The sequence below is a fragment of the Nonomuraea diastatica genome, from assembly GCF_004349015.1.
Taxonomy (GTDB): Bacteria; Actinomycetota; Actinomycetes; order Streptosporangiales; family Streptosporangiaceae; genus Nonomuraea; species Nonomuraea diastatica.
On the sequence record NZ_SMKP01000064.1, the window covers coordinates 24,462 to 50,186 of the forward strand.

The following is a 25,725-nucleotide window of genomic DNA, read 5'->3' on the forward strand; positions in this document are numbered from 1 at the left end:
GGCTACTTCTGGTCGGTGTTCGAGTCGTCCGCGACCGGAGAAGCGTTCCCCGAGCCGTCATGCGGCTTGGACGTCGTGACCGTCACGAAGGTTCCGCATGTGACGGTGTCGACGGCGTGGCCGTCCGCGTCGCGGTAGGTAGCGAGCTGGGTGGTCTCATCAAGCTCGGCCGCCACCCACGGCAGGGTTACCGCCTCCAGGGGCGGCTTCATGCGGGTCATGCCCCACGGTCGTGTGGACGTGATGGTCATCAGACCTCCTTTTGTAGGGGCGCGGCGGCGCTTCCATTCGACCGGTCCCGCCGCCGCGCCCGCTCAGGGGGTGGAACCTCGGCCCGCCGCGCCGCACCCGACACGACGGGCACGGGGGCTTATGGACTGTCGCTCTCCTGGCCGGTGCGGAACACGACCCTGCCGTGTGTGTAGGCGGGGTTGCTTGCGTGCCGGTCCAAGCGAACGATGCGGACCGAGCCAGCAGCGCCAGGCGACAGATCACGGAGAGCGGCGAAAAGTAGTTCAACCGCGAGCCCGCTGTGGTCGGTCACACCGCCGGCGCCCCGGGTGCCGCGGCTATCGCGTGCCGACCAGGAGTAGAAGCCGTCCGTGTCCAGATTCACAGGTCCATCACAACGCTGCGTAACAGCAGGCGATAGGAGAGGATAGAGGAGAGAAGCGGAGAGACCCCCAGCCCCGCGAGGTCCGCCATGGTCGAGCAGCACCAGCCGCGCAAGGCTCCTCCGCCATGGGCTGTACGGCTGAAAGCCGAACGTCTGGCCCGCTTCTGGTCGCAGAAAGAGATGGCCAGACAGCTGTTCGAGGCCGCGCCGCCCGAGGTGCAGGCCCACTTCCCGGCTCGGACATCACTCATGCGAGAAATCCGCGACTGGGAAGCTGGTAGATGGCGGCCGGGCGACATGTACCGCAGGCTGTACGCTCTCGCGTTCGGCATCGACGAGGCGGACCTGTTCGCCGAACCGCTCAGGCCACCCCGCAAGAACCCCGCCGAGGTGCTCGCGGCGATCCTGCCGGGCGGAGACCCGCTCGCACCCCTCGGCTCCCGGCCGGGCCGACGTGTCGGGCAGAGCACCATCGACGACCTGTCCGCGCGCGTCCACGCTCTGCGGCTCGCTGACGACGTGCTCGGCGGTGAGGACCTGATCGAGCCCGCGTTCCGCGAACTGGGCGCCGCCGTGCGCCTCTGCCGGGAGTCCACCCACACGGAAGCGAACGGCCGGAAGCTCCTGTCCGTGATCGGCGAGTGTGCGCAGATCGCCGGGTGGGTCGCCTCCGACGCAGGCCAGCACGCGCAGGCCGCGCAGGCGTATGGGCTCGGCGCGAGCGCGGCACGCGAGGCAGGGGACGGCACGCTGGAGTCCAATCTCGTCGGGTCGCTCGCCTATCAGGTGGCCAACGTGGGCGACCCTGGCGAGGCAGCATCGCTAGCCATGGCCGCCGTCGAGGCTGCGGGCTCGAACACGCTGGGCCGTGCTCGTGCGCTGGCGTGGGATCGGCTGGCGTGGGCGCACACCCGCGAGGACGACGCGCAGGCGGCAATGCGGGCTCTCGGCGAGGCTGGCGAGGCGTTGGCGGCGGATCGGAGGCAGGAGGGGCCCGGCTATCTGTATTGGGTGGACGCTGGCGAGTTGCAGGTGATGGAAGCCCGCGTGTACACGGAGCTGAGGAAGCCGCTGCGGGCCGTGCCGATCCTGTCGAGTGTCCTCACCCGGTACGACGCCACCCACGCGCGGGAACTCGCCCTCTACCTGTCGTGGCTGGCGGTCGCACTGGCCGATGCGAACGAGCCGGAGGAGGCGGCGAGCACCGCCCGGCGGATGCTGGAGCTGTCGCAGGACGTGGCTAGCGACCGCACGGCCGGACGGGCGCGGGTGGTGCTGCAGCGACTCGAACCGTACGGGTCGGTGCCCGAGGTGCGGGAGCTGCTCGCCGCCTATCCGGCCGGTGCGTGACTGCTAGCCAGGTCATCGCGTATATGCGCGCACGGCTGCGCGTGGACTGCGAGCCGAACCCGTTTGTGATCTTGTGTGGGTGTCAGCGCAGTGTCGACCGTTACGTGGCCGAAGGGTTTCGTCAAGCTGAGGGCCTGGTAGCCGTCCGCAAGAGCAAGGCGTACATCGACAGCCGGCGCGGACAGTGGCTCCGCGCCCCCGCCGGGCCGGGCGCGGCGGCGCGAGGGGAGGGCGGGTCCTGGCCGCCGCGGTCACGGGAGGCGCGCGGCGACGTCGTCAGTGAGCCAGCCGGCCCGTGTGGCGAGGACGCCGGCCTGGAAACGGCTCTTGGCGTTGAGGCGGGCCATCAGGTCGGCGGCCAGGCGGCGTTCGGTGCGGAGCGAGATGCCGAGCTTGCGGGCGCACACCTCGTCGGTGTTGCCCTCGGCCATGAGCCTGAGCAGGGAAAGCTCCTGGCGGCTGATGCCGTCGTGCTCGCGTTGGGGGGCGACGCCGATCGGGGTGGCGTCCTCCCAGAGCTTTTCGAAAAGCGCGCACATGGCGGTGATCACACTGCTCTGGCGCAACACCATGGCCCCCATGGACGTGTCGTTGATCTGCACCGGAAGCAGTGCCGCCCGCCGATCGAAGATGATCATCCGGAGCGGGACCACGGGAGTGGTGCGGATCGCCGCTCCCTCTTCGGTCAGCCAGTTGACGTAGGCGAGGGTGGCGGGGTCGTTGGACAGGCTCTCCAGGTAGATCGAGCGCATCCGCACGCCGCGGGCCAGGACCGCCTGGTCCTGGGGCCTGCTGGCCTCCATGTTCTCCCTGGTCTGCGGTCCGCCGTCCACGAACGCCATCACGTCGGACACGCATTCACGCCCCATGACCTCGATGTGCGTCCTGATGTCGTCCAGGCCTGAGAGGTACTTGATCTCGGCCCGGCTGGGGGCGCCGTTACGCCCGTTGTACTCCGCGATCAGGTCGTTCACCGCTGCGCGGCCGGCGGCGATCGCCTGCTGACGCTGAAGCAGCTCGGCCTCGCGGCTGGCGAGCAGCGAGGTGAGGCTGATCTCGGGGTCCACCAGGTGCAGGTGACCCGGTCGTTCCCAGGACGGCTGGATCAGCCCGAGCCGGGTCAGCTCGCCGAGGGCATCGTGCACGTGCCCGGGTGGCAGCTGGATGCGGATGGCGAGCTCCTCCACCTGCAGCCCTGGCTCGCGCATGATGACGCGATAAAGGGACTCAGCGTCGACGCTGAGTCCCAGCGTGGCGAAAAATCCTCGTGTCATAGGTTCACTATGGCCAAGGAACGACGACAGTGAGGGCCGCACGAAACCCGTTGCGGAGACGTCCGTAATTGAGGCCGACCGGCGGGCTGCCGTAACACCTTCCGCGAGGCATCAAGGTGCCACGGCAGCATGGTGACAGCCAGAAACGATGACACCTCGGGACGGCTGCCCGAAACTCTTCTCTGTCGGTTTTCCGTACACGTGATACTGCGAGGAGTCCTATCTCCATGAAGGGAGCCATCCTGTCGCTCGCGGCCGCCGCGCTCGTCGGCCTGGCGCATGGGGCCGTCTCCGTGAGCGTGAGCGACCATGGCACGGTCGCGCTGCCGCCCGTTGACTGCATGCCGGACGCCGACTGTGGCCCCGGCAACCTCGGCTGGCAGGACCAGACCGAGCCCTGATGCGCTGCCCCATCGTGAGTTGAGGGCCATACCGCCTCGAATGCGAAAGGTTCTACAGGCTGCATATGAGAGTCGAACTGTTCCGGAGACTGACCTCTTTCGCCGGCGCGCTGGCGCTCGGCGCCGGCCTCGTGGCGGCTGCATCGGCTCCGGCCTCGGCGGCCGTGTGTTCCGGCACCCACCTGGACAACTGGTCCATCACCGGCGGATACATCGCCGTCTACTACAACTCCTCCACCGGGAGGAACTGCGCGATGACTTACACGAACAAACCCGGCAATGCGCAGTACATCATGGTTTCCATCTCCACCTCGGGCGCCTCCGACAGGGACGCCGACACCTACACCACCTACGCCGGTCCGGTCAGCGTGTACGCCAAGGGCAAGTGCATCAGCTTCCAGGGCCAGGTCGGCAGGAACAACCCGGCTGAGGGCGTCACCGACGTCTACTGCGGCTGAGCGTTCAACGCCGCTTGAATGCCGTTCACCCCAGAGTTCATCTCGTCGAGAGCCTGAGGCGCGATCGCGCTGGGTGGAGCCAGGCCATCCTCGACAAGATTGTTACCATCATCGGCGCATCGCGGCGACCGATCTGCCTGGAGCGCGCGGTCCGCGACCTGGTCGCGGACCGCGCCGGCACCGACCATCCCTGGCGGCAGGACCGCATCAGCGCGTCGGGGCACGCGGTTCATCGGGAGGACGGCGCGGCCGGTTGGCGCCCGGCCGGCCATCCTCGCCATCAGCTTGGCCCGGCCAGAAGGAACCCAGGCGCTCTCACCGGCCATGCGGCGATCCATGGCGGCGGTCAGCCGCAGTGGACTCCGTCCACCCTCACGTCGCCGTATCCACCGCTGCCCTTGACGGTCGCCAGCACGGTGATGCACTTGTCCCGGGCCGAGACGTAGACGGGACCCGCGTAGTACGTGAACTGGCCGCTGTCGGAGTCGGCCCATGAGGAGGCGCCGGAAGTCTTGATCCACACCGACTTGTAGGCCTTGGAACCATAGGTGCTGCCCCGGCCGTAGGCCACCGCGCAGTTCCGTCCCTTACCGGAGTTCCAGCGGATCTCAAGGATTCCGTACTTCGAACCCCCCAACTTGATGTTGTACGTACCCACAAGTTTGTAGCCGCCGCCGCACGGGCTCGCCGCGCTCGCCGGAGCAGCGGTCCCCACCAGCCAGGCGGAGACCATGGCCACGCTCGCCACGGCGGCGAGCTTATTACGAAAACGCATATGCTTCCTTATTTTGCCGTGGTGCCGTCATCGCGCCCGAGCCGTAGGCGAGGACGCAGATCCTTCCGGAGCCGGAGTTGCAGGAGATCTCCGGGTGCTCTTGGCACCTGTGGAAACCAACCGAGAAACGCTCCTCATCTCGTGGTGAGCCTGCCTCTCATTGCGGGGCTCGACCGAGCTTCGAAGGACCTCTCGGACAATGAAGCCCGGACAACACCCGCCAACCCGTTTGACCCGCAGCAGTCTGGATCATCCGACCGGTGCCGGTCAGCACTTGCGGCTGGCAGGATGGTGCTCCGGCAACATCATGCGAGGGAGCGGTGTGCGAATCAGGCCTGGTCACAGGCCTGGCGTCGGGAAACGGTGACGGCCGTCTGAGCTTGGAGAGATCCTCTGTGCCCCCCGCCGTGGATATTCGGCGAGGACCGGCACCACCCTGGGCAGGGACCCATTCCTGCAGGTCAGCGGCATTTTGTCGCAATCACCCTCGCGCGGCCGTCCGCAAGCCGTACGAAGTAGTCGGGCGCGTGACGACGAGCGTCACCGTCACGCCAGTGCAGCCAGAACGGCTGCGAGGCGATCCCTACCACCTGCGGATCGAAGTCCAGCAGGATCAGCCGGTCCCGCTCCAGCCATGATTCGTCACCGACATGGCCGCCGGTAGTTGCTGGCCAGTACCAACCGGCGAAGCCCCGGCCGCCCTTGGCCCAGCGGAACCCCGCACCGGCCCATGCCGGTGCGGGAGCGGATGATCCCCAAATCCGGCGGCAAGCTGCACCGATCGGGAATCGCGACGATCAACGACCGGGTAGTGCAGGCTTCCTTAAAGCTGGTGCTTGAGCCGATCTTCGAGGCGGATTTCCTGTGTTCCTACGGGTTCCGCCCGAACCGCCGGGCTCATGACGCGGTGGCCGAGGTGCGCCTCCTCACGTCCAAGAAGTACGAATGGATCGTGGAGGGCGACTCTGATCACCCACATCGAGCAGGGCCTGGACTTCCTAGGGTGGCGCACCCAGCGCCACCGGAAACCGGGCAGCAACCAGTACTACGTCTACGCCCACCCGGCCAAGAAGGCCCTGTGGTCCATCATGGCCGCGGTCAAGACGCTGTGCCGAGAGGTCGGGACGAACCAGCCGCCCGACGCCCTGCTTGTCCGGCTCAACCCGGCAGTGCAGGGCTGGTGCGCCTACTTCCGGCCCGGGGTGTCCTTCGTGACCCTCTCCTAGCTGCGCGCCACTACCTGTGGCAAACCGTCTGGAGACGGATACAGCGCAAGCACCCCAGGACGGCCTGGAAGAAGATCCGTCGCCATTACGGCGGTCGCGGATCTTGGTGGGCCAGTGAGAACAGAGAGCTGTTCAACCCGATCACGGTAGGCACCACGCGCTACCGCTATCGGGGTGCGGCCATCCCGATTCCCTGGGCCACCACGGGATGAGAACACGTCACCACGAACCATCCGGGCTTGTGGAGAGCCGGGTGCGGCCGGCCTGATCGCGATGATCAGACGGGATCCCGTCAACCTCAGTCCAGCCGTCTCAAGAACGGCTCACCGCAAACTCGGTAATGCTCATGCAGCATGTCCTTCTTGGCGCCGAATGGTGGTTGAGTGGTACGGACGACGCGCCGAACCCGTAGTCCGGCACGGCGCCCTCGTCAGTCCTCGATGACCTCCAGATGGAGTTCGCGAAGGTGGTCGAGGTCTGCGATCAGGTTGATCTCGGTGATCCTCCCCGCCCCGATCGTGAAATCGAACGCCATGCGCGGCTGCCCGCCCCCTGACCAAACGGCTCCGGCGGCCCCGTCGACCAGCGCCAGTCGCGCGCCTTGGGCACGGCCGCGGAAGGTCTCGGCCACCGCAGAAGCGCCGCGGAGCCGCCCGGAGGCGCCCGTCAGCACGGCCGCACTATCGGCGTGCAGCACCACGTCCGGGTCGAGCAACGCGAGCAAGGCGCCGAAGTCGCCGCGCCGCGAGGCCGCGAGGAAGGCGCTGACGATCTCTCTCTGCCGCAGCAGGTCGGCACCGGACGGCGGGTCCACCCCCTGGACCCGCCGCCGGGCCCTGCTGGCGAGCTTCCTGGCCGCGGCCGGGGAGCGATGCACGATCGGTGCGATCTCCTCGAACGGCACAGCGAAGACGTCATGCAGGACGAAGGCCAGCCGCTCGGTTGGAGCGAGCTTGTCCAGCACCACCAGCATCGCCAGGCCGACCGAGTCGGACACCAGCGCGGCCTGCTCCGGATCGCTCCCGCCGTCGCCGGCCGAGTCCGGAGCCACCGCCTCCAACGGGTCCTCGCGCAGGGTGGTGCGCGAGCGCAGCATGTTCAGCGACACGCGGGCGACGACCGTGGTCAGCCACCCCGTCAGATTCTCCACCTCGCTGGTGTCGGAGCGGCCGACCCGCAGCCACGCCTCCTGGACGGCGTCATCGGCCTCGCTCTGTGACCCGAGCAGTTGGTAGGCCACCGCTCGCAGGTGACGGCGATGCTCCTCGAATCGGTCGGCCAGAAACTCGTGGTCATCCATCGGTCACATTCCTTCGTCGGGTCGTGTCATGTCTATGACCCGTCCGCCTTCGCCGATGTGACCGGCACACACGAGGAGCACGTCGTGAACGATGGCATCAAGACTGTCATTCACCCGGTCAAGGATCTCGCCGCCGCCAAGGCCATGTTCAGCGCACTGCTGGGCGTCGAGCCGTACATGGACGAGCCCTCCTACGTCGGTTTCTCCATCAACGGCCAGAACATCGGCCTGGACCCGCAGGGCCACACGAAGGGGATGTCCGGGCCCGTCGCCTACTGGCACGTCGACGACATCGAGGCGAGCCTGCGGGCGCTCCTCAACGCGGGGGCGCAGACGTCGCAGGAGGTCAAGGACGTCGGCGGGGGCAAGCTGATCGCTTCGGTGACCGACGCGGACGGCAACGTCATCGGCCTCATCCAGCCGGCCTGAACCGGCGGCATCCATTTTCCGGACGAGTTACATCGGAGGGAACCATCATGTCCACCCGCCTGTGGCCACGACGACTGCTCACGGCCTTCTACTGGTTCGTGGCATTCACGTTCTTCATGGGCTTCGTCACGAAGTACTGGCCCGGCCCCACGTTCTTCGGGCCGGCGTACGCGGCGAAGTTCGTCGAGTGGGGCTACCCGTCCTGGTTCAGGTTCGTGGTCGGGACCATCGAGGGGGTGTGCGCCGTGTTGCTGGTCATTCCCCGGCGACGATTCAAGTTCATCGGCGCGACGGCCCTGATCCTGGTCCTCACCGCCGCGACCACGACGCACATCATCGCCGGCAGCGAGCTCTACGAACGTGTCGCCGCCCCCACCAATCTGGTGATCATGTTCATCTTCGCCCTGATCAACTGGCCGGCCGATTGGCGGGACCTGCTGCGCCAGGAACGACTGCCCAGCGTGTCCCAGCGTGCGTGAAATGCCCCGCGTCCGTGTCCTCGTCTACTTCGGCGCCGCGAACACGGCGTCATGAAGCCGGTCATCCTGCAGGACGCAACCGCATGAACGCCGAACTGGCGCCGAGATCTCGATGAGCGTGCGTGAGGCGCCGCGACGGAGTTGTACTGCGTGACTATCTGGTCGTGACGAGGCGGAAACATAACGATCGCATCGCCCTGCTGAGCATTTGAGGAAGGAGCAAACACGTGATACTCGCGACCGGGGCCACCGGCCGGATAGGCAGCCGGGTCGTTCACGAACTGACCGGGCAGGCGCGGCAGCCATAACGTCGTCGGGCCCGAGGGCTTCAAAGCGGCCATCGGTGAGGTGCACGCAGCTTACACGGATCCCAAATTCGAGATACTCGTAATGGTGGTCGAAAACGACCAGGTCACCGTGCGCTGGCGGATGCGGGCCACGCACACCGGCGAGCCTTGGCGGGTTCGTTGATCCAGACGGCTGAGGGCTGGTGATCTCCGACTGCCACGCCGGGCTCGTGGCGGCTATCGGCGCCGCCGTGGCGGGCGCGTCCTGGCAACGGGGCGCAGCCACTACCTGCGCAACATCCTGACCTGCGTGAACAAGTCCGCCCAGCCGTTCGTGGCCACCCTGGTGCGCACCATCTTCGACCAGCCGGACGCCGCCTCGGCGCGCACTCAGCACGGAGCCCGCCGCTACATGGGCCTGGACATCCTGGCCAAGGCCCGCGTCCGCCTCGTCGTCGGCGACACACCGACCCAGAAGCCGCTCCCACAGAAACTTGTCGCTTAACCTGCAGAAACAGGATCACGCGAAGATCGATTCACACACCACGTCCGTGAACGTGACCCAGACCCGAAGAGCTGGGGAAACCCGCGGATCCCGACCGGAACCCAGGGATCGCTGCCCCAGGAGGGCATTATGCGGCAGACAAGACTGTCCGGCGAATCGACGGAGTACCTCGCCGCCCGCGAGGGACTGCGCCTGGCCGAGATAGACCTCATGCGCCACCGCGAGAAGGTCGCGGCCCAGCGACGGGCGCTCCCGCAAGGGCCGCCCGTCGACGACTACGTCTTCCTCGAGGGCCCCGCCGACCTCGACGCGGGCGACGCGCCGGTCCGCGAGGTCTCCCTCGGCGGGCTCTTCACCGCGCAGGACCGCCCGCTGATCGTCTACCACTTCATGTACGGCAAGCTGCAGACCGATCCGTGCCCCATGTGCACTTTGTGGATCGACGGCTTCAACGGCATCGCCCACCACATCGCCCGGAACGCCGACTTCGCTGTCGCCGCGGCAGCCGACCCGCCCGCCCTGCGGCAGCACGCCCGCAACCGCGGCTGGCACCGGCTGCGGCTGCTGAGCTGCGGCGACAGCACCTTCAAGTACGACCTCGGCAGCGAGGACAAGGAGGGCGAACAGGACTCCACCATCTCCGTCTTCACCCGCGACGGTGACGGCGCGATCCACCACTTCTACTCCGCCCACCCCCGCATGGCCGACGACATCGACGAGCGCGGCATCGACCTCCTCGCCCCCGTTTGGCACCTCCTCGACCTCACCCCGCACGGCCGAGGCGGCTGGTTCCCGCACCTCTAACTGATAACCCTTGAGTTGCTCTCCCCTGGCCTCTCTAGCCGCACCGTGGCCAGGGTGAGTGCCGCGGCGGAGCGCACCGCGCGCGCTGGAGGAGCGCGCCCGGATCCGCTGGCTGCGCGCCGTGGAGGCGCACCTGTCTTCCCGCGGCCGGTGCATCGCGCTGATCGCGTACTACGGCGGCGCCCGCATCAGCGAGGTCGTCCGCCTCGACGTCGAGGACGTCCAGATGTCGGCCCGCAAGGGCAGGCTGCGCCTGTACGGCAAAGGCGGCAAGTTCCGCGAGGTCGACATCCACCCCAGGCTCCGCACCGAGCTGCAGCTCCGGCTGGATGAACGCCCCGACTGGCCCCACGCCGGCGACCACCGAGCCCTGTTCCTCAACGCCAGGGGCGGACGGCTGACCGCCCGGGCTGCGGGCGGCATCCTCGCCGAGATTGCCCGGATGGCCGGGCTGGATGATGCCACCACGGCGCACATTCTGCGCCACACGCTCGCACCACGCTGGTTCGCTGTAGGACCGACCTGGTCCTTGTCGCCGAGATCCAGCGACTCATGGCCGGTTTACCCATATCTCGGTTCTGGACCCGAGACTCGCGAACCGCACTCGGACAGTGTCAATCAGTGACGTGCATCACTCTCGATGCTCGCTCGACGGACGATCGCCATTCCGAACCACGCTGGAAGGTGACGCGTAACCCAGCAGCGGAAGGAAGACCTCGTCGGTGACAGCGGCCAGGTCGGCATCGGATGGCAAGATTCCGAAGACCACGAAGTCGTCCCGCAGCAGGCTGATCGGCAGGGTTATCACTCGTCGCGGCCAGGGGCCGGGCGGGATCTGACCGCGCTCGGCCGCGCGCTCCAGCACCGTGGACATAGCGTCCGACAGGGTCGAGTCAGCGATGAGGTCCCGCAATCGCTGTGCCAGCCGCGGGTCGTGAACCGTGTCCGCGATCAGTCCGGAGACCGTGTCGCGGCGGGTGTCGCCGAGGTTCGCTTGCGCCTGACGCAATAGGCCCAACACATCGTCGCGCAGATCGCCGGTGTCGGGGACCGGCACGTTGGCGAACCGGCTCCTCAGCGTGTCCAGCAACAGCTCGGGCAGGCTGCTCCAGCGGCGGTACAACACGGGTTTGCTGGTACCGGCCCGGTTCGCGATACCGGCCATTGTGGACTTCGCGTACCCCAGTTCGGCCAGTTCCTCGCGAGCCGCGACCAGGATGGCGTCTTCGAGCTCGGCTCCCCGGCGGCGCGACATGGGCTCACCTGTAGAGGGGGCCGTCCTCGGCGTGTTCGGCATCACAACTCCCAAGAAACCTTGCGTTTCCTGATTGCCGAGCTTACCCTGGACACAAGAAACCAAGGGTTTCTTATTCGAGAGGTGACATCATGACAAATTCCGCCACTCAGGCTCCCCCGGCATTCCCGATGCCCCGCTCCTGCCCGTTCGGTCCGCCGCCGCAGTACGCGCAAGTCCGACGGGAGGCACCGATTTCGCGGGTGACCCTGCAGGACGGCAAGCAAGCGTGGCTGATCACCGGGCACGCCTTCGCGCGGGAATTCCTGTCCAGTGACAAGATCAGCTCGAACCGCGCGAACCCCGGCTTTCCGCAGCTGGTTCCCGGGGTGGCCTCGGTGCCGCTGAAGGGCACGATCGTCGCCATGGACCCGCCGGAGCATTCCCAGCACCGGCGCATGATCACCAATGAGTTCACCGTCAAGCGGGTCAAGCAGATGCGGCCGGCGATCCAGCGGATCACCGACCGATCCATCGACGAGATGCTGGCCGGACCGCGGCCGGCCGACCTGGTGGAGGCCTTGTCGCTGCCGGTGCCGTCGCTGGTGATCTGCGAGCTGCTGGGAGTGCCCTACGCTGACCGCGGCCAATTCCAGGGCAGAACCAAGGTCATTCTCAGTCGCAACTCGACAAGCGAACAGCGACGTGACACCGCACTGTGGTTGCGCCAGTACATCAACGGCCTGGTCGTGGGCAAGGAGACCGAGCCGGGCGAGGACCTGCTGAGTCGGCTGATCGACAAGTACCGCGGCATCGACGCCTATGACCGCGAGACCCTGACCGGAATCGGGCTACTGCTGCTGGTCGGCGGTCACGAGACCACCGCCAACATGATCTCGCTGAGCGCGGCCTCCCTTCTGGACGATCCGGAACTGCTGGCCGGGTTGCGGGAGCGGCCCGAGCGGACCCCGCAGCTGGTCGAGGAGCTGCTGCGGTTCCACTCCATCGTCGACAACGCCACTTCCCGGGTGGTCGTCGAGGATTTCGAGCTGGACGGCATCACCTTCCGCGCCGGCGACGGCGTCATCGTGGCGGCCGCGGCCGCCAGCCACGACCCGGACGTGTTCGAGCGGCCGGATCAGATCGACGTCGACCGCGGTGCACGGCACCACCTGGCCTTCGGTTTCGGGATCCACCAGTGCCTCGGACAGAACCTGGCCCGACTGGAGCTGGAGATCGTGCTGAACACGTTGTTCGCACGGATCCCGGACCTGACACTGGCGGACCCGGTAGAGCGCCTGCCGTTCAAGAGCGACGCGCTCGTCTACGGCATCCACCGGCTGCCGGTGACCTGGTAACCGAAAGAGACGCCCTCATGAAAATCACATTGGACGAGGAAAAATGTTGCGGTGCGGGCCAATGCGTGCTTGCCGCCCCTGAGCTCTTCGATCAGCGAGAGGAGGACGGGATCGCGGTTCTGTTGCATCCGTACGCTGATTCGGAGCAACACGAATCCGTCCGGGAGGCAGCCATGGTGTGTCCAGGACAGGCGATCTCGATCGAGGGCTCACCATAGTGGACAAGATCGTCATCGTGGGCGCGTCCGCGGCGGGCATCAGTGCCGCGGACTCCCTGCGACAACGCGGCTTCACCGGCCGGATCACGCTGTTGGGCAGCGAATCCCATCTGCCCTATGACCGGCCGCCACTGTCCAAGCAGCTGCTGTCGGGCCAGTGGGAACCGGAACGGCTGCGGCTGCGCAGCGACGAACAGCTGACAAAGCTGGACCTGAACCTGCGGTTGGGCGCCACCGCGACCGGCCTGGATCCGCACCGGCGGGAGATCACGCTGGCCGAAGGCGAGCCGGTCGATTACGACGGCTTGATCATCGCCACCGGCGCGGCCCCACGGCGGCTGCCCGGTGGCGACCTGGCCGGCGTCCACTATCTGCGCACTCTGGACGACGCGCTGGCACTGCGACCGCGGATGCGACCGGAATCGCGAATGGTGGTCATCGGTGCCGGGTTCATCGGCGCCGAGGCCGCCGCGGTGGCTCGCGACATCGGCCTGTCGGTCACCATGGTCGATCCGGCCGCCGCGCCGATGGTGCGGGCGCTCGGCGAGCCCGTTTCGGAGCTGCTGGCCGCACTGCATGTCGATAGGGGTGTGGACCTGCGTTGCGGCACCGGCGTTTCCTCGTTGACCCCCGAGCAGGGCGCGGTGACCGGCGTGGTGCTGGACACCGGTGAGCGGCTACCCGCCGATGTGGTGGTCGTCGGCATCGGCGCGATTCCCAACACCGGCTGGCTGGCCGGCAGCGGGTTGCTGACCGACGGGCACCTCGACTGCGACGAGTACTGCGCGGTGGAGTCCGATGTGTACGCGGCCGGGGACGTGGCGAGCTGGTTCAACCCGCTGTTCGGCACCCGGATGCGGGTGGAACACCGCACCAGCGCCGCCGAGCACGCGCGTGCCGCCGCGACCAATCTGCTGGCGGCACCGGCGGACCGACGTCCCTTCGAAAGCGTCCCGTACTTCTGGACCGACCAGTACGACCTGAAATTGCAGGCCTGGGGCCACTTCGACGAATCCTGCGACCTCGCGGTGCGGCACGGCGATCTTTCCGAGCGCAAATTCGTGGCGGTGTACGGCCGCGAAGGTCGGGTGGTCGGCGCCGTCGGGGCCGGCATGCCGAAGCAACTGCGAGAGGCCCGCCGCCTGATCGTCGAGAAGGCCGCGTTCCCCGGCTAGGGCTCGTATGTAGCTTGACGACCTCGCGAGAACGTCGCCAGGCCCTTGCGTACCCGTTCACCGTTGGAGCCGATGCCAGTGGTTCGCCGGAGTCGTTTGCGGCAGAAGGTGCCTGCTCAGGCACCACGAGCGATTCCCGATCGCCCGTGGGATGAGCTGTTCACTCAGATGCGCTGTGATCGCGACCGGGCTCTGCTGGAGCTCTACGGGGGGTCAGGGCCAGCGAGTTACTGTCCTGGTGGCTCTGTTCCAGGCCAGCAGGACCGGCACTCCCGCGACCAGCCCGGCGGCGCCGGCGATCGCCAGGCCGTGCTCCGGTCCGGCCGCTTCGACGAGGAGGCCGCCGGCCAGGATGCCCAGCCCCTGGGCGGCGACCATGCCATAGGCGGCGGGCGGGGCGAACGGGCAGCCACGCTCGACCGGCAGTTCCGGGTCGGTGCGCTCACCGGTAACGCTGCTCGGCATGAAGGGCCTCCTGGTAGGGGATTTGGCTGGATCTGTTCGGGGCTGTTTGGGGATGAAGCCAGACGCGGTGTCTGGTCAGGTGGCTGTTTCGCCGCTGGTGTTCATCGCAGGGTGAGTGGGGTCTCCGATGCGATGCGGGTCAGCTTCTGCGGGTTGCGGACGTAGTAGAGGCCGGTGATGCGGGCGTCCTCGACCCGGACCGCTATGACGCCGTCGATCTCGCCGTCCACGCGGAGCAGGAGTGCCGGGTTGCCGTTGACCACGGTGGGCTCGCTGGTGAGCGCGATCCGGGCTTTGCCGAGGCCCTCGACGATCATGCGGGCCACCTTGTCGGCTCCGGTGATCGGCCGCGGCGCGGCCAGGCCAGGCGGCCGGTCTGGACGTCTCCTCGGCCGTCATCGGCACCGGCACCTACGCCTTCAGCTCTGACCGGCACCGACGCCACCACCACGGTCCTGCGCTCCTCCCGGGACACCAGCGTACGTACAAGATCTGGACTACCATGCGACATCGAGCGCCCATACGGGAGCTTCCATGCGTCACATCCGTCTACCGGCCGCGATCACCTCGCTGCTCCTGGGCCTGGTCGCTCCGCCGCTCGTTGTCGCGTCGGCCACGACGCTGATCCTGCTCGGTGATCTGCCACGCGCGCGTCGCCTGCTGCATGGAGTCCCGCACCGGGATGAGCCGGGGGCCGGAGCCTCGTGGGTGGGGGACCGCATTGTGCAGGACGCGCATGCGCAGGTGGTCGGCGCGTGACAGCAGCAGGTTCACGGCCACCGTGGTCGCCGCGGCGGCCGCCGTCATGGGGTCGTCCCGCAGGGCCGCGGCCAGCACGAACGTAGCCCGCGGCGCGGCGGAGGCCGAACTGGGCGGACACGATCCGGCGGCCGCTGGGTGTGCCAGATGATTCGTCTTCTGCGTCACACCGCCTGTCGTCTGTTTCCTCTTGGCGTTCTCACGCCAGGCCGGCGACAGTGATCTCCGGGGAGGGGAGGGGGGCGGTGTCGGGACGGGCGCGCAGGCCTTCGAGCATGAGGGTGAGGTAGCGGTCGACGCCGGCCGGGGTGAGGTCTGGTTGCAGGCCGGGCATCGGTCGCAGCAGCAGAGCCATCATCATCGACAGGTCGGCGGCGCTGACGTCGTCCCGCGCCTTGCCTTCGGCCTGAGCACGGCGGACGAGCCGGTCGAGGATCTTCAGCAGGATAGCGCGCAGCCGGAGGTTCTCCGGGTCGTCGCGAAGGGTGGCCCACGTGCCGGCGAAGCGCATGGCCAGGCCCGCCGCCAGGCGCAGCTCGCCACCGGCTTGATGGACGAATCGCGTCAGTGCAGCCCAGGCGTCCGGCTCCTCATCCTCGGCCGTCCTGGCGATGGCGATCACGCGGCGGAAGCTGTCCAGTGCCACCCCGCGGATCAGCGCGTGCCGATTGGGGAAGCGGCGGTACAGGGTGCCGGTGCCGACCCCTGCGCGACGGGCCACCTCTTCCATCGGCACGTCGGCGCCGTGCTCGGCGATGAGGGCATGGGCTGCCTCGATGATCTGCTCGCGGTTCAGCCGGGCGTCAGCACGCAGCTTCTGGTCGGACGTCACGTCCACCAGTATATGAGAGGGTAGCCTCCGTATGTACTATATAACCGGCGGATCTTCTATCACTTATGCCTTCGGATGAAGGCTTTCATGCGAATCCTGATCTCCGGCGCGAGCATCGCTGGCCCCGCACTGGCCTACTGGCTGACCCAGTACGGCTACGAGGTGACCGTGGTGGAACGTGCACCGCAACCACGCAAGACCGGAGGGCACTCGGTGGATCTGTGGCGCCCTGCGCTGGACATCGCCGAGCGCATGGGTGTGCTCCCGGCGATTCGGAAGCGGTCCACCGCGACCGAGCGCACGCTCGCCTACCGCCCCGGCGTCCGCCGGCCCGCCCTGATCGACAACACCAAGATCTTCACAGCTGTTTCCGACCGGCACATCGAGGTCATGCGTGACGACCTGAGCGAAATCTTCTACGACGCGACCCACGACACGGCCGAGTACGTCTTCGCCGACTCCATCACCTCCATCTCCGAGCACGGCGAGGTCACCTTCGAGCAAGGCGGACCGCGCCAGTTCGACCTGGTGATCGGCGCCGATGGGCTGCACTCCACCGTCCGGCGCCTGGCCTTCGGCCCCGAGTCCCAGTTCACTCACTGGGTCGGTGCGTACCTGGCAGTCATCTCGGTGCCCCGCGGCATGGCCCGCGACGGCGCCATGATCGCCCACTTCGACATCGGCCGCACCGCCATGGTCTACACCGCCGCGCATCTGGACGACGCCCGCGTGCTGTTCCTGTTCCGCACCGAGCGCCCCCTCGACTACCACCACCGCGATATCCCCCGGCAGAAAAACCTGCTCCGCGAACACTTCGCGGGCCTCGACGGCCACGTTCCGCGCTGGCTCGCCGAACTGGACCGCACCCCGTCCTTCTACTTCGACTCCATCACCCAGATCCGGCTGGACACGTGGTCACGCGGCCGGGTGACGCTGGTCGGCGACGCCGGGCTGTCACCCGGCCCGGCGATCGGCGCCAGCACGAGCCTCGCCGTGGTGTCGGCGTACGTGCTCGCCGGCCAGTTGGCCGCGGCCGGCGGCGATCACACCCGGGCGTTCGCCGCCTACCAGGCCGAACTGGAGGAATTCGTCCGGCGTAGCCGCGCATTCGCGCGCGGCATGGCCAAGACCTTGCTGCCCTCGCACCGATTGGGCCTGACCATGCTGGTGAACGGCACGCAACTGGCCACCCGCCTGCCCATCGGGCTCACCCGATGGCTGGCCACACTCAGCTCCCAGGGAGTGCGGCTGTTCGACTCGTTCCCGGTGCGGGACCATCAGCCGCGCACGTTCTGAGCGAAGGCCGGGCCGAGCCTACTTCGAGGACGCTCGCGGATCGACAGTGATCGTTATTCTCTGGAACGGGATCTAGGCGGCGGCCGGGTTTCGGGACATCATCTGGGGTTCGTCCGGGACATCTTCCGACCGCCGCCTGATCGCGCTGATGTCCAGCCCGAGCTGGGTCATGAGCAGGAACGAGATCATGTCGTTGCCTCTCTCACGGTGATCGTCAGGGGGCTCGTCCGCATGCGAGCACTGGTGTAGGACGGCCATCCGGGGTTGGTCGGAGGCTTTCTGCCAGCCCCGAGGTGAGCCATGAGCCGCGACCATGCGCGGGGATCACGGGGCGTCGCCCTGCTCTTCGCGTCACGAGTACAGGCGTACCTGCTCTGACTCCCGGCTGTTGTTGACGCACATCCCGTGCGGGTCCGGGTCGTCGTCGCCCTGGCGGTTCTGGCACGACCAGGTTTGCCCGTCGACCTCGATCGTGAGGCCGGATGACCAACCGCCGGCCGGTCCGGGCGCGCCGCCCTCCATGGCCGCTTTGGCTACCTTCTTGGCGGTGTCGCACGCGTACTCCCTTTCCTCTGAGCTGCTCGCCACGACGTCCAGCCCGACCGTGCCGCACTGGTACTCCCGGGTCACGGGCTCCCCGGACGCGGGGTTCAGGCTCACGGGGCGGTAGGCCGCGAGCGAGGCGACGCCCGGCCGGCTCGCGGGAACCGATGAGGTGGGTGGCAGGGCGGCGGCGACGGTGGTGAAGGCCCCCGCCGCCAGCAGGGCGATGGAGGCGCGGATCGCGATCTTGCCCATGTGGAACACTTCTCTCCGAAGTACCGGGGTCGTGCGCGACGGTGTTAGGGACGGCGCGGCGGGCGGGCGGCTGCGCCGCCCGGGTGGTGCCGCACCGGCCAGATCATGGGACTCCTCATCAGCTCACAGGCTGGAACTTGGACAGCGAGAGCATCTCGTCGGCGTGAGAGCACTCGACGTAGGCCTCCTGCGACTCCGTCTTGTGGACGCAGGCCCAGTTCGCGCCGTCGACGTTGACTGAGACGGCTCGCTCCGCGCTGGCCTGCTGCGGGGCGCCGGTGTAGGCGTTAGCCACCTCACCGGCCTTGGCGCACGCCTGGGCCATCTCCCGGTTGCTCTGCATCGACATCTTGAGCCCACCGGGTCCCTGCCCGCAGGCGAAGTTGTCACGGATCGTGGCCTGCACGGACGGGGCCAGGGGCCGGTCGGCGGACACCGCCTCCGACAGGCCGCCGGTGAGGACGACGGCCCCCGCGGGCAGGATGGCAGAGGAGGCGCGGACGATGATTCTTCGCAGGTGAGACATGTGAGACATTCCCCCGAACGCTCGGAGTAGTTCCCGACGTCTCCAGGATGGCCTGCCGGGCCGCTGCGCAGGTCATGGGCGAGCGAGGACTGTCTCAAGCACCTGTCCAGCAACTCCGTCCACTGGCGATCCCCCCCGGGCGGCCACACTCGGCTCGGAACCACGGCCCGGTCCAGAAGCGGCTTGTCGGCGGGCGCTAGGTGAGCGTCTACGGCGCCGGTTAGCGTTGCGGGCGCCGCCCCAGCTCGTCGGTCCAGCCGAACTCCTCGAAGGTCACCCGCGCCGTGTCCTCGCCCTTCTCGGCCACCGCGTACTCCAGCAGCTCGGCCGTGTCCCTGTTGACGATCAGCTGGAACTCGTGCCCGTCGTCGCTCCTGACCGCCAGGCTGACACCCTTACGCCCGGCGGCGTCCTCGACCTCGCCGTTGGAGGTGATGTCGGGCTGGTCGGCGAGGATCCGGAAGATGGCCGCCCGGGTGCCGGGAGTGGTCGGGGCGGTCATCAGATCGACGGTGGTCTGCCACAGGTAGACGTCGAACTCCTTGTGGGGATCCGGCAGCTTCGCGAACTGGGCACGCAGGTGGCCGGCCAGCGCCTTCTTCGACCTGGGCAATGTGCCGACGTTCTGCATGGTGATGTCCATGTTGGAGATCGACAGCGGCCGCGGAAGGTTGTCGTCGACGTTCTTGGGTTTGTCCTCCAGCAGCTTCGGCGAGCCCTGCTCCTTCCACTCGGCCTCATCCTGCGGCGAGGGGAAAACGACCTTGCGGTCCTCGCTCCTCGCGCGGTGGGTGCCGCCCGTCCGCTTCGGCCGCCACCGCTCCTCGGACTCGACGATGTACGCCTTGTACGGCGGCCCGTCGGGGTAGAAGCTCTTCCGCAGTCGCTCCAGCTTCTTGTTGTACTTCTCGTTGATCGCCACCAGTTCGTCGTCTTCCGCGCCGGTCCTGTCGACCTCCGCCTGCTCCTGGCGCTGGAGCTTCCGCACCCCGGTCCAGAACCTCTCGGGCCAGGCAAAGGTGGGATGGGTCGTACGCTGGCGGACGTACCAGTAGTGGCCGGACGTGGTGGTCTCACGCAGCGCGGTGTCCGCGGCGGCGAGCAGGAAGGATCGGGCGTCGATCCGCGTGGCCGGCGACGCCCCCGTGCCGTCGGCCGTAGTCTGCGGGGCGCTCGAAGAGTCCGCCGCGATCGGCGGGGTGTTCCCGTCGGGCGCGCCGGACAACACGCCTGTGGAGACGACGACCGCGCCGGCGGCGACCGCGCCGGCGACCAGGAGGAACATGGGGCGGCGAGCCATGAAAGCTCTCCACGTGGGTGTCGGGTACCGGGTACTGCGAAACGTTCGGGCGAGGTCCTCGCGGCGGCGCCGCCGGTAGCTCTCCTCAGCGAGTTCGTCCAGCTCATCGGGCCTGAGCCGAGCGAACATACGATCGGTCATGTTTTCCCCCTACGGGTGGATCGTGCGGGCGTCAGCTCTCCTCGGCGAACCGGCTGCGGGCCGGTCGCACCGGTCGTCGCGCGGCTCCCGCTTCCTGGCGCAGCCTGCCGCTGAGCCGCTTGCGTGCCCGGTGCAGCCGGACGTTGAACGCTCGCGCCGAGCAGCCCATGACCGTCGCGGCCTGATCGGGCGTCAGGCCGTACCAGGTGGCCAGGATCATCGCCTCCACGTCCTTCTCCGGAAGGGCGCGCAAGGCGGAGATGGCCTGTTCCCGGTCCACCACGTGCTCGGCGACATCCCAGGCGACGTGCTCCTGCTCACTGGTCAGCACGGCGATCCGCTCGACCAGATCCTTGCGCCGATACCGCACCTCACGCTGCTTGGCGAGCTTGTTGCGGGCGACACCGAGCAGCCACGGCAGCACCTGCTCGGGCAACTCGTCGAGCCGCCGCCAGGCCACGAGGAACGTCTCGCTGCACACGTCCTCGGCCACGCCCTGCTCGACCCGCAGCAGCACATAGCCCAGCACGCTCCGGTAGTACTGGTCGTACAGCATGGTGAATCGCTCTTCGGGATCGTCCACATCCAGTAGTCCCGCCAGCCGACCCTCGATTACCACCAGAGCCAAATATCTCTCACGGCGGCAACGCCCCGCACGGCGAGGTGATGCGGGTCATTTCGACGGGTACACGGTCCCCACCAGCTCGAGGTGTCCCAGCGCGGCACTCAACCAGAAGAGCCCCGCAACCGCGACCATACCGAGCGTCATCACGAGGGCGTCGAGCCAGGTGAAGCGGGTGGGAACACGGTCTTCGCGGGTGGGATGGGCGCCGAATCCGCGGGCGTCCATGGCGAGCGAGATCCTCTCGGCGTGCCGGATGGTGCCGGCCATCAAGGGGATGAGCATGTGGGACGCGCGGGTCAAGGCTCCGAACGGTCCCCGCCGCTCACGAACGCCACGGACACGGTGTGCCGCGTTGACGATCGCGATGTCCCGGCGCAGCCGGGGCACGAAGCGCAGCGCCACCAGCGCGGGATACACGTACCGGTAGGGGATCTTGAGCTGATTGACCAGCGCGCCGGCGAGCTCCGTCCCCGAGGACCCCGCACCACCCAGTACGGTCAAGGCGATCAGCCCGGTGACGCGCAGCACCGTCGCCGCGCCCGACTCCAGCGCGCCGGCGTGCACGGTCAGCGGCCCCAGTTCCAGCACCACCTGAGTTCCAGCGGAGATCTGCGGGGCCGTGGTCAGCGCGAACACGAGGACGGCCCACGTGAAGACCACGGCTGCGACGACGCCGCCTATCAGGAACCGCAACGGCCGTGGCCGCGTCACAGCGACGGCAGCCGTCACGGCGAGCGCGGTGAAGACCAGAGGCGTGAAGACGTCCCGGACGAACAGCAGCGCCACCATCGGCGGCAGCACAATTGCGATCTTGGCCAGCGGGTTGATCCGGAGCGGGGGCCGTTGGCCCGGACGTCCCGCCGCTCCCTCGTCGGGGGCGGTCTGGGAGGCGTGGCCGGTGGCGAGGGACTGTCCCGTCATGGCAGCCGCGGGCTGAGGTCAGTGAGCCGGAACACCGTTTCCCATCGAGGGCGACCGGGGGCGAGCGCGGTGGCGAGCCGGCGCACCGGCGGGGGAAGCAGCCCGGCCCTTTCCAGCAGCGCGTCATCGCGGAGCACACGTTCGACCGGGGCGTGGGCAAGCAGCCCGCCGGCGGCCAGCACCGCGACGTGGGTGGCGTGTTCCGCGACCAGCTGCAGGTCGTGAGTGACAATGATCACGGTGGTGCCCGCGGTGTGCAAAGCGTCGAGCAGGGTGAGCAGTTCTCCCGCCCGCGCCCGGTCCTGGCCGAACGTGGGCTCGTCCAGCACCAGCAGCTCGGGCCCGCAGATCAGCGCCGTGGCCACCGAGAGGCGGCGCTTCTCTCCGTGCGAGAGCATGAACGGGTTCACATCCTTGTATCGGGCCAGGTCGAAGCGCTCGAGCATCCGCGCGACCCGCGCGGTCACCTCGGCGCCGGGAAGGCCACGCACGAACAGCCCGTGGGCGAGTTCCTCGGCGACGGAACCGGTGACGAACTGGTGCTCAGGGTTCTGGAAGACGTACCCCACGCGATCACTCAGCTCCCGCGCCGAGAACCTGGAGATGTCTGCTCCGTCGATGCGGACCCGCCCCGGGGGCGGCCGCAGCACGCCCGCCAGGCATCCGGCGAGCGTACTCTTGCCTGCGCCGTTCAACCCGATCACCGCGAGATAGGCACCGCGCGCCACGGACAGGGAGACGCCGCGAAGCACGTCCGCATCGCCCAGCCGGACGGTCAGGTCGTCCACTTCCACCAGCGTGGTGGCCATGATCTCGGTGGGGGACGACTGCGCGTCCTGCTCATCGACCGGTCCCCATGAAAGGTCGGTTACGGCTTCATCACGCAGGACCGAGGCAAGGCCCTCCAAGGTCAGCGGGGCATCCCGCGGCGTGTCGCCGTACAGCCCGAGCCGCCGGGCGGCCTGCACGGCCGTGGGCCCGTACACCCCGAGGGCGTCGAGTTCGTCGGCGCGCCCGGCGAGAACCTCGGCCGGGGTGCCCGTCAGCCGCACGTTTCCCTCCGCGTCGAGGACGACGACCCGGTCCGCGACGACGACGGCGTCGTCCAGGTCATGCTCGATCAGGATCACGCTCGTCCCACGCTCCGCCACTCTGCCCAGGAGGTGGTAGAAGTCGCGGGTGCTCCTGGGGTCGAGGTTGGCCGTCGGCTCGTCCAGCACCAGGACGCTCGGCCGGGGCGCCAGCGCGCAGGCGAGCGCCAGCTTCTGCCGCTCGCCGCCGGACAGCCGCGTCGGATCCCGCAGCGCCAGCTCCAAGGTGTCGGCCAGCCCGACCTCGGCGAGGACGGCCATGGCACGCGGTTCGATCTCGGCTCGGGGGGTCAGCAGGTTCTCCAGGCCGAAGCACACCTCGTCCAGCAGAGTTTCGCAGACGATCTGGGCATCGGGATCCTGGAAGACCATTCCCACCACGTCGCACAGCCGTCCGGGCGGATGATGGGCGGTGTCCCGTCCAGCCACGCGAACCGTGCCGCGCAACTCGGCCGGGACGCTGTGGGGGACGAGCCCGTTCAGTGTGAGGGCGAGGGTGGACTTCCCGCACCCGGAGGGCCCCAGCAACAACACGACCTCTCCGACGGAGACGTCGAGGTCCAGCCCGCCGCCAACCCATCCGTCCGACGTGTCGTAACGGACCGCGACCCCTTCGGCCTCGATCAGGGTCATGACGTCCGGCTCCGGCGGGGGCCGACCCCGATGCCCGCGACGGCGAGGCGACCCACGGACAGGTATGACAGCCAGGCGCACAGGACGCAACTCGCCACCGCGCCGCCGACCACGAGGGCGACGATCGCCGGCTGCATCTGCCCGAGTCCCAGCGGCACCCACCCCATCGCGGCGTTGGCGAGGCCGACGAACGCACCGGTTCCCAGGAAGATGACGACGGAGAACCGGCGGTATCGGGTGATCAGGAAGGGGAGTTCGATGACGAGCCCCCAGAGGAGCATGGTCCCCGCCAGCGCCCAGCCGTAGCCGGTCAGCGGTCCGGAGACCAGTCCTGCGACGACGTTCGCAAGGATCCCCACGCCGAATCGGCGCAACAATCCCACGGAGACGTATGCGGCCATTCCCCAGAGACCCCAGGTCACCGCCCCGAGTAACGGGTAGGTCATGGTCATCGCGAGGGTGTAGACATTGGCCGGGATGAGCAGCAGGCCGAACACCACTCCCACCGCAGCCGCGATCATGATGGTGCGTGTCGAGTAGCCGGTCATGATTCTCTTTCGCTTGGTTGGATGTGATTGGCCTTCAGAGCGCGCCCTCGTCCATGAGGTCGGCCTCCACGTCGAGGTCGTCGATCACTTCGAAGGTGGCCAGAGCGCCGGAATGCCGTACACCGTCGATGACCGTCTCGGGGTCGAGCACATCGGCCGCGTAGTGCACGCCGGGCGGGACCCGGCCTTCGGCCACCGCGTGGGTCGTCAGCCCGGCGACCACGGCGATCAGTCGGTAGGCCTCCTCCGTCCGCAGCGCCACGGTGCGGACGGAGTGCTGACCGGCGACATCGCCGGTCATCCTGAACAGCAGGGTGTAGTACGGCAGGCGCCCGAACATGTCGAGATCGGCTGCGCGGGTGAGCTCGGCGACGGCCGCCTCCATCTCCTCGCCTGTCCGTGGCGGCCGGCCACGCATGCCGGTGAAGGCGCTGAGCAGCCGGTCTCCGGCGAAGACGTTCCAGAAGTCCATCGACGCGGCTCCGATCGCCGAGGCCAGCCGCTCCGACTCACCGCCGAAGAACGGCTGCAGGGTGACTCGGTCGGGGAAGAAGGGCAGCTCCGCGTCCGTGACGGGACGCAGCACCCCCACCTCGATCTTGCCGTTCCGCCAGCCGGCGAGGGCCTGGCCGTAGGTGTCCCCTGAATCCCCCCGCATGCTGAGGATCATGTCGGTCGCGCTGCCTGGACTGCACCGTTCGAGGCCCCCGATGTAGGTGGCCAGCGAGTCCACACGATCGAAACCGGCGGCCATCCAGCGGGGGATCAGTCCGGACAACCCCGGCAGGACGCCCGCGGAGAGCACCGCACGGCGAGACGCGAGTCCGGGCGTGGGGAGCCGTTCGTGCACCGGCTCGTCGCCCGAGACGTCGACGTAGTCCGCTCCTGCGCGCAGGGCCGCCCGCGCGAGGGCATCGAGGATCAGATAGGAAGGACCGGCGCAGTTGAGCACGGTGCGGCAGCCCGCACAGAACCGGTCCATGCTCTCCGGGTCGTCGAGATCGAGCCGGTGCACACTCGCCTCCGGCAGGGTGGCCGCGATCCGCTCCAGCTCGGCGGGCCGCCGGCCGCCCAGCCGCAGCGGTCCGGCACCCATCCCGGCCAGCACCTGGACCGCGCGCCTTCCGACGGTCCCGGTCACGCCGGCCACACCGATCATCCGCTCGCCCGCAGGAGACCCGCCTGGAGCGTGAGCCGCTCGGCCGTCAGCCCGGTCTCGCGGGCGAGGTCGTCGAGGCCGAAGGTGTGCCACTGGCTGGTTCCGTGGACGGTGCGGACCTCGCCCTCCTCGCCGGTGATCCGCCAGGTGGTGTTCAGCACCATGAGGTCGTCCTCACCGGGCTCCCCGCGCAGCGTGGCCTCGTAGAGATGTTCCCCGATACGTTCTTTCGCGTACGGCATCGGCGGCAGCGTCTGTGGTTGCTCGATGGGAAGCAGCTCGACGACGACCGGGGCGCCGGGAGCGAGCCGGGGCAGCAGCCGATCCCACAGGCGCGCCCGCTCGTCACGGTCGAGCATGCCCACGACGCCGTAGAGCACGACGGCCGACAACGTTTCCGGGATCGCCATCCCCTGCGCGTCATCGGCGAGGATGGTGACGCGTGACCGCAGATCGTCGTCGGCGACGACGCGGTGCGTGAGGACGGTGCGCATCACGAGGTCGGGTTCGACGGCGACGATCCGGGCGCCGGGCACTGCCTCGGCGATGATCTGGACCGTCCTGCCTGTTCCCGCGCCGACGTCGAGGATCGGACCGGCCGATGGGTCGACCTCGGCCAGGACCGAGCGCAGCGCGTCGCCTCCCTCCGAATGCGTGCGGGTGACGACGTCGTAGAACTCGACGGCCGGGGAAATGATCATGTCTTTCATGGGAGTCCGCCAATCATGGGAGGGGCTGGGGG

General features: G+C 68.3%; 32 protein-coding genes and 2 pseudogenes. 14 read left to right on the forward strand and 20 right to left on the reverse strand.

The genetic code is table 11. The features are described 5' to 3' along the window. Positions 1-2 precede the first annotated feature (2 nt). A complete protein-coding gene (gene tgmA, locus E1294_RS22635) occupies positions 3-251 on the reverse strand; it encodes a putative ATP-grasp-modified RiPP (protein ID WP_132511220.1) in 249 nt (82 codons plus the stop codon). A 452-nt stretch (positions 252-703) separates the two neighbouring features. On the opposite strand from tgmA, the gene E1294_RS22640 reads away from it, so the two are divergent. Beyond that, the gene (locus E1294_RS22640; protein ID WP_132511222.1) at positions 704-1,966 is read left to right on the forward strand and encodes an NsdA family TPR-like regulatory protein; all 1,263 of its coding nucleotides are present in this window, start codon (positions 704-706) and stop codon (positions 1,964-1,966) included. A gap of 251 nt (positions 1,967-2,217) precedes the next feature. Here E1294_RS22640 and E1294_RS22645 read toward each other — a convergent pair whose 3' ends face one another. Further along, entirely contained in the window at positions 2,218-3,240 is a 1,023-nt protein-coding gene (locus E1294_RS22645; RefSeq protein ID WP_132511224.1) for a helix-turn-helix domain-containing protein, read from the reverse strand. Between the two features lie 227 nt (positions 3,241-3,467). On the opposite strand from E1294_RS22645, the gene E1294_RS52865 reads away from it, so the two are divergent. Next, positions 3,468-3,641 carry a hypothetical protein gene (locus tag E1294_RS52865; protein WP_165977425.1) on the forward strand — a complete coding sequence of 58 codons (174 nt, stop codon included), beginning with the start codon at positions 3,468-3,470 and terminating at the stop codon, positions 3,639-3,641. A gap of 65 nt (positions 3,642-3,706) precedes the next feature. Further along, positions 3,707-4,099, forward strand: a complete 393-nt coding sequence (locus E1294_RS22650) for a spore-associated protein A (RefSeq protein ID WP_132511226.1) — start codon at positions 3,707-3,709, stop codon at positions 4,097-4,099. Here the strand turns inward: E1294_RS22650 and E1294_RS22655 are convergent. From E1294_RS22655 to E1294_RS22665, 3 genes are all read right to left on the reverse strand, one after another. Beyond that, entirely contained in the window at positions 4,087-4,425 is a 339-nt protein-coding gene (locus E1294_RS22655) for a hypothetical protein (RefSeq protein ID WP_132511228.1), read from the reverse strand. The genes E1294_RS22650 and E1294_RS22655 overlap by 13 nt on opposite strands. A gap of 20 nt (positions 4,426-4,445) precedes the next feature. Then, positions 4,446-4,874: a spore-associated protein A gene (locus tag E1294_RS22660; protein WP_132511230.1), complete on the reverse strand. Its 429-nt coding sequence runs from the start codon at positions 4,872-4,874 to the stop codon at positions 4,446-4,448. A 461-nt stretch (positions 4,875-5,335) separates the two neighbouring features. Beyond that, positions 5,336-5,656 carry a TnsA-like heteromeric transposase endonuclease subunit gene (locus E1294_RS22665; RefSeq protein WP_132511273.1) on the reverse strand — a complete coding sequence of 107 codons (321 nt, stop codon included), beginning with the start codon at positions 5,654-5,656 and terminating at the stop codon, positions 5,336-5,338. A 117-nt stretch (positions 5,657-5,773) separates the two neighbouring features. Here E1294_RS22665 and E1294_RS54640 point away from each other — a divergent pair, with 117 nt between their 5' ends. Next, a complete protein-coding gene (locus E1294_RS54640; RefSeq protein ID WP_220447879.1) occupies positions 5,774-6,100 on the forward strand; it encodes a group II intron maturase-specific domain-containing protein in 327 nt (108 codons plus the stop codon). A 430-nt stretch (positions 6,101-6,530) separates the two neighbouring features. Here E1294_RS54640 and E1294_RS22675 read toward each other — a convergent pair whose 3' ends face one another. Then, complete coding sequence (locus tag E1294_RS22675) at positions 6,531-7,400, reverse strand: sigma-70 family RNA polymerase sigma factor (protein WP_132511232.1); 870 nt, start codon at positions 7,398-7,400, stop codon at positions 6,531-6,533. Positions 7,401-7,484: 84 nt separating this feature from the next. Here E1294_RS22675 and E1294_RS22680 point away from each other — a divergent pair, with 84 nt between their 5' ends. From E1294_RS22680 to E1294_RS22705, 6 genes and pseudogenes are all read left to right on the forward strand, one after another. Then, the gene (locus E1294_RS22680) at positions 7,485-7,829 is read left to right on the forward strand and encodes a VOC family protein (RefSeq protein ID WP_132511234.1); all 345 of its coding nucleotides are present in this window, start codon (positions 7,485-7,487) and stop codon (positions 7,827-7,829) included. A gap of 47 nt (positions 7,830-7,876) precedes the next feature. Further along, positions 7,877-8,308, forward strand: a complete 432-nt coding sequence (locus E1294_RS22685) for a DoxX family protein (protein WP_132511236.1) — start codon at positions 7,877-7,879, stop codon at positions 8,306-8,308. A 315-nt stretch (positions 8,309-8,623) separates the two neighbouring features. After that, positions 8,624-8,779, forward strand: a pseudogene (locus E1294_RS58135) (ester cyclase); the annotation flags it as partial. A gap of 16 nt (positions 8,780-8,795) precedes the next feature. Further along, positions 8,796-9,100 (forward strand): annotated as a pseudogene (locus tag E1294_RS58140) (transposase); the annotation flags it as partial. 129 nt (positions 9,101-9,229) lie between these two features. Beyond that, a complete protein-coding gene (locus E1294_RS22700; RefSeq protein WP_132511238.1) occupies positions 9,230-9,904 on the forward strand; it encodes a DUF899 family protein in 675 nt (224 codons plus the stop codon). A 58-nt stretch (positions 9,905-9,962) separates the two neighbouring features. Continuing rightward, a complete protein-coding gene (locus E1294_RS22705) occupies positions 9,963-10,529 on the forward strand; it encodes a tyrosine-type recombinase/integrase (protein ID WP_132511239.1) in 567 nt (188 codons plus the stop codon). Positions 10,530-10,535: 6 nt separating this feature from the next. Here E1294_RS22705 and E1294_RS22710 read toward each other — a convergent pair whose 3' ends face one another. Further along, positions 10,536-11,159 (reverse strand): TetR/AcrR family transcriptional regulator, encoded by a 624-nt coding sequence (locus E1294_RS22710; protein WP_165977426.1) that lies wholly within the window; start codon positions 11,157-11,159, stop codon positions 10,536-10,538. A gap of 242 nt (positions 11,160-11,401) precedes the next feature. Here E1294_RS22710 and E1294_RS22715 point away from each other — a divergent pair, with 242 nt between their 5' ends. The 3 genes from E1294_RS22715 to E1294_RS22725 are packed head-to-tail and all read left to right on the forward strand — an operon-like array spanning position 11,402 to position 13,889. After that, entirely contained in the window at positions 11,402-12,496 is a 1,095-nt protein-coding gene (locus tag E1294_RS22715; RefSeq protein WP_220447882.1) for a cytochrome P450, read from the forward strand. Between the two features lie 17 nt (positions 12,497-12,513). Then, on the forward strand, positions 12,514-12,714 hold the full coding sequence (locus E1294_RS22720) for a ferredoxin (protein WP_132511243.1): 201 nt from the start codon (positions 12,514-12,516) through the stop codon (positions 12,712-12,714). After that, a complete protein-coding gene (locus E1294_RS22725) occupies positions 12,714-13,889 on the forward strand; it encodes an NAD(P)/FAD-dependent oxidoreductase (protein WP_132511245.1) in 1,176 nt (391 codons plus the stop codon). The genes E1294_RS22720 and E1294_RS22725 overlap by 1 nt, the downstream gene beginning before the upstream one ends. Positions 13,890-14,102: 213 nt before the next feature. On the opposite strand, the gene E1294_RS52870 is transcribed toward E1294_RS22725, so the two are convergent. The 4 genes from E1294_RS52870 to E1294_RS22745 all read right to left on the reverse strand — a co-directional run bounded on the left by E1294_RS52870 (position 14,103) and on the right by E1294_RS22745 (position 15,945). Beyond that, positions 14,103-14,354, reverse strand: a complete 252-nt coding sequence (locus tag E1294_RS52870) for a hypothetical protein (protein WP_165977427.1) — start codon at positions 14,352-14,354, stop codon at positions 14,103-14,105. Between the two features lie 101 nt (positions 14,355-14,455). After that, the gene (locus E1294_RS22735; RefSeq protein WP_220447883.1) at positions 14,456-14,671 is read right to left on the reverse strand and encodes a hypothetical protein; all 216 of its coding nucleotides are present in this window, start codon (positions 14,669-14,671) and stop codon (positions 14,456-14,458) included. Positions 14,672-14,903: 232 nt separating this feature from the next. Continuing rightward, positions 14,904-15,191 carry a hypothetical protein gene (locus E1294_RS22740; RefSeq protein WP_132511247.1) on the reverse strand — a complete coding sequence of 96 codons (288 nt, stop codon included), beginning with the start codon at positions 15,189-15,191 and terminating at the stop codon, positions 14,904-14,906. 121 nt (positions 15,192-15,312) lie between these two features. After that, positions 15,313-15,945, reverse strand: coding sequence for a TetR/AcrR family transcriptional regulator (locus E1294_RS22745; RefSeq protein WP_132511249.1), 633 nt, complete (start codon positions 15,943-15,945; stop codon positions 15,313-15,315). An 87-nt stretch (positions 15,946-16,032) separates the two neighbouring features. Here E1294_RS22745 and E1294_RS22750 point away from each other — a divergent pair, with 87 nt between their 5' ends. Further along, positions 16,033-17,241, forward strand: coding sequence for an FAD-dependent monooxygenase (locus E1294_RS22750; protein WP_132511251.1), 1,209 nt, complete (start codon positions 16,033-16,035; stop codon positions 17,239-17,241). Positions 17,242-17,592: 351 nt separating this feature from the next. Here the strand turns inward: E1294_RS22750 and E1294_RS22755 are convergent, their stop codons facing one another. The 9 genes from E1294_RS22755 to E1294_RS22795 all read right to left on the reverse strand — a co-directional run bounded on the left by E1294_RS22755 (position 17,593) and on the right by E1294_RS22795 (position 25,684). Continuing rightward, the gene (locus E1294_RS22755) at positions 17,593-18,039 is read right to left on the reverse strand and encodes a hypothetical protein (RefSeq protein WP_132511253.1); all 447 of its coding nucleotides are present in this window, start codon (positions 18,037-18,039) and stop codon (positions 17,593-17,595) included. A gap of 118 nt (positions 18,040-18,157) precedes the next feature. Then, positions 18,158-18,565 (reverse strand): hypothetical protein, encoded by a 408-nt coding sequence (locus E1294_RS22760; RefSeq protein ID WP_132511255.1) that lies wholly within the window; start codon positions 18,563-18,565, stop codon positions 18,158-18,160. Positions 18,566-18,785: 220 nt separating this feature from the next. Continuing rightward, complete coding sequence (locus E1294_RS22765; protein WP_132511257.1) at positions 18,786-19,865, reverse strand: hypothetical protein; 1,080 nt, start codon at positions 19,863-19,865, stop codon at positions 18,786-18,788. A gap of 172 nt (positions 19,866-20,037) precedes the next feature. Next, positions 20,038-20,625, reverse strand: coding sequence for an RNA polymerase sigma factor (locus E1294_RS22770; protein ID WP_132511259.1), 588 nt, complete (start codon positions 20,623-20,625; stop codon positions 20,038-20,040). A 54-nt stretch (positions 20,626-20,679) separates the two neighbouring features. Beyond that, the gene (locus E1294_RS22775; protein ID WP_132511261.1) at positions 20,680-21,552 is read right to left on the reverse strand and encodes an energy-coupling factor transporter transmembrane component T; all 873 of its coding nucleotides are present in this window, start codon (positions 21,550-21,552) and stop codon (positions 20,680-20,682) included. Further along, positions 21,549-23,276: an ABC transporter ATP-binding protein gene (locus tag E1294_RS22780; protein ID WP_132511263.1), complete on the reverse strand. Its 1,728-nt coding sequence runs from the start codon at positions 23,274-23,276 to the stop codon at positions 21,549-21,551. Before E1294_RS22780 ends, E1294_RS22775 begins: the two co-directional genes overlap by 4 nt. Further along, the gene (locus E1294_RS22785; RefSeq protein WP_132511265.1) at positions 23,273-23,824 is read right to left on the reverse strand and encodes an ECF transporter S component; all 552 of its coding nucleotides are present in this window, start codon (positions 23,822-23,824) and stop codon (positions 23,273-23,275) included. Before E1294_RS22785 ends, E1294_RS22780 begins: the two co-directional genes overlap by 4 nt. Positions 23,825-23,858: 34 nt before the next feature. Next, positions 23,859-24,965 (reverse strand): saccharopine dehydrogenase NADP-binding domain-containing protein, encoded by a 1,107-nt coding sequence (locus E1294_RS22790; protein ID WP_165977428.1) that lies wholly within the window; start codon positions 24,963-24,965, stop codon positions 23,859-23,861. Between the two features lie 14 nt (positions 24,966-24,979). Continuing rightward, positions 24,980-25,684, reverse strand: a complete 705-nt coding sequence (locus E1294_RS22795; RefSeq protein WP_220447884.1) for a class I SAM-dependent methyltransferase — start codon at positions 25,682-25,684, stop codon at positions 24,980-24,982. Positions 25,685-25,725: the final 41 nt, after the last annotated feature.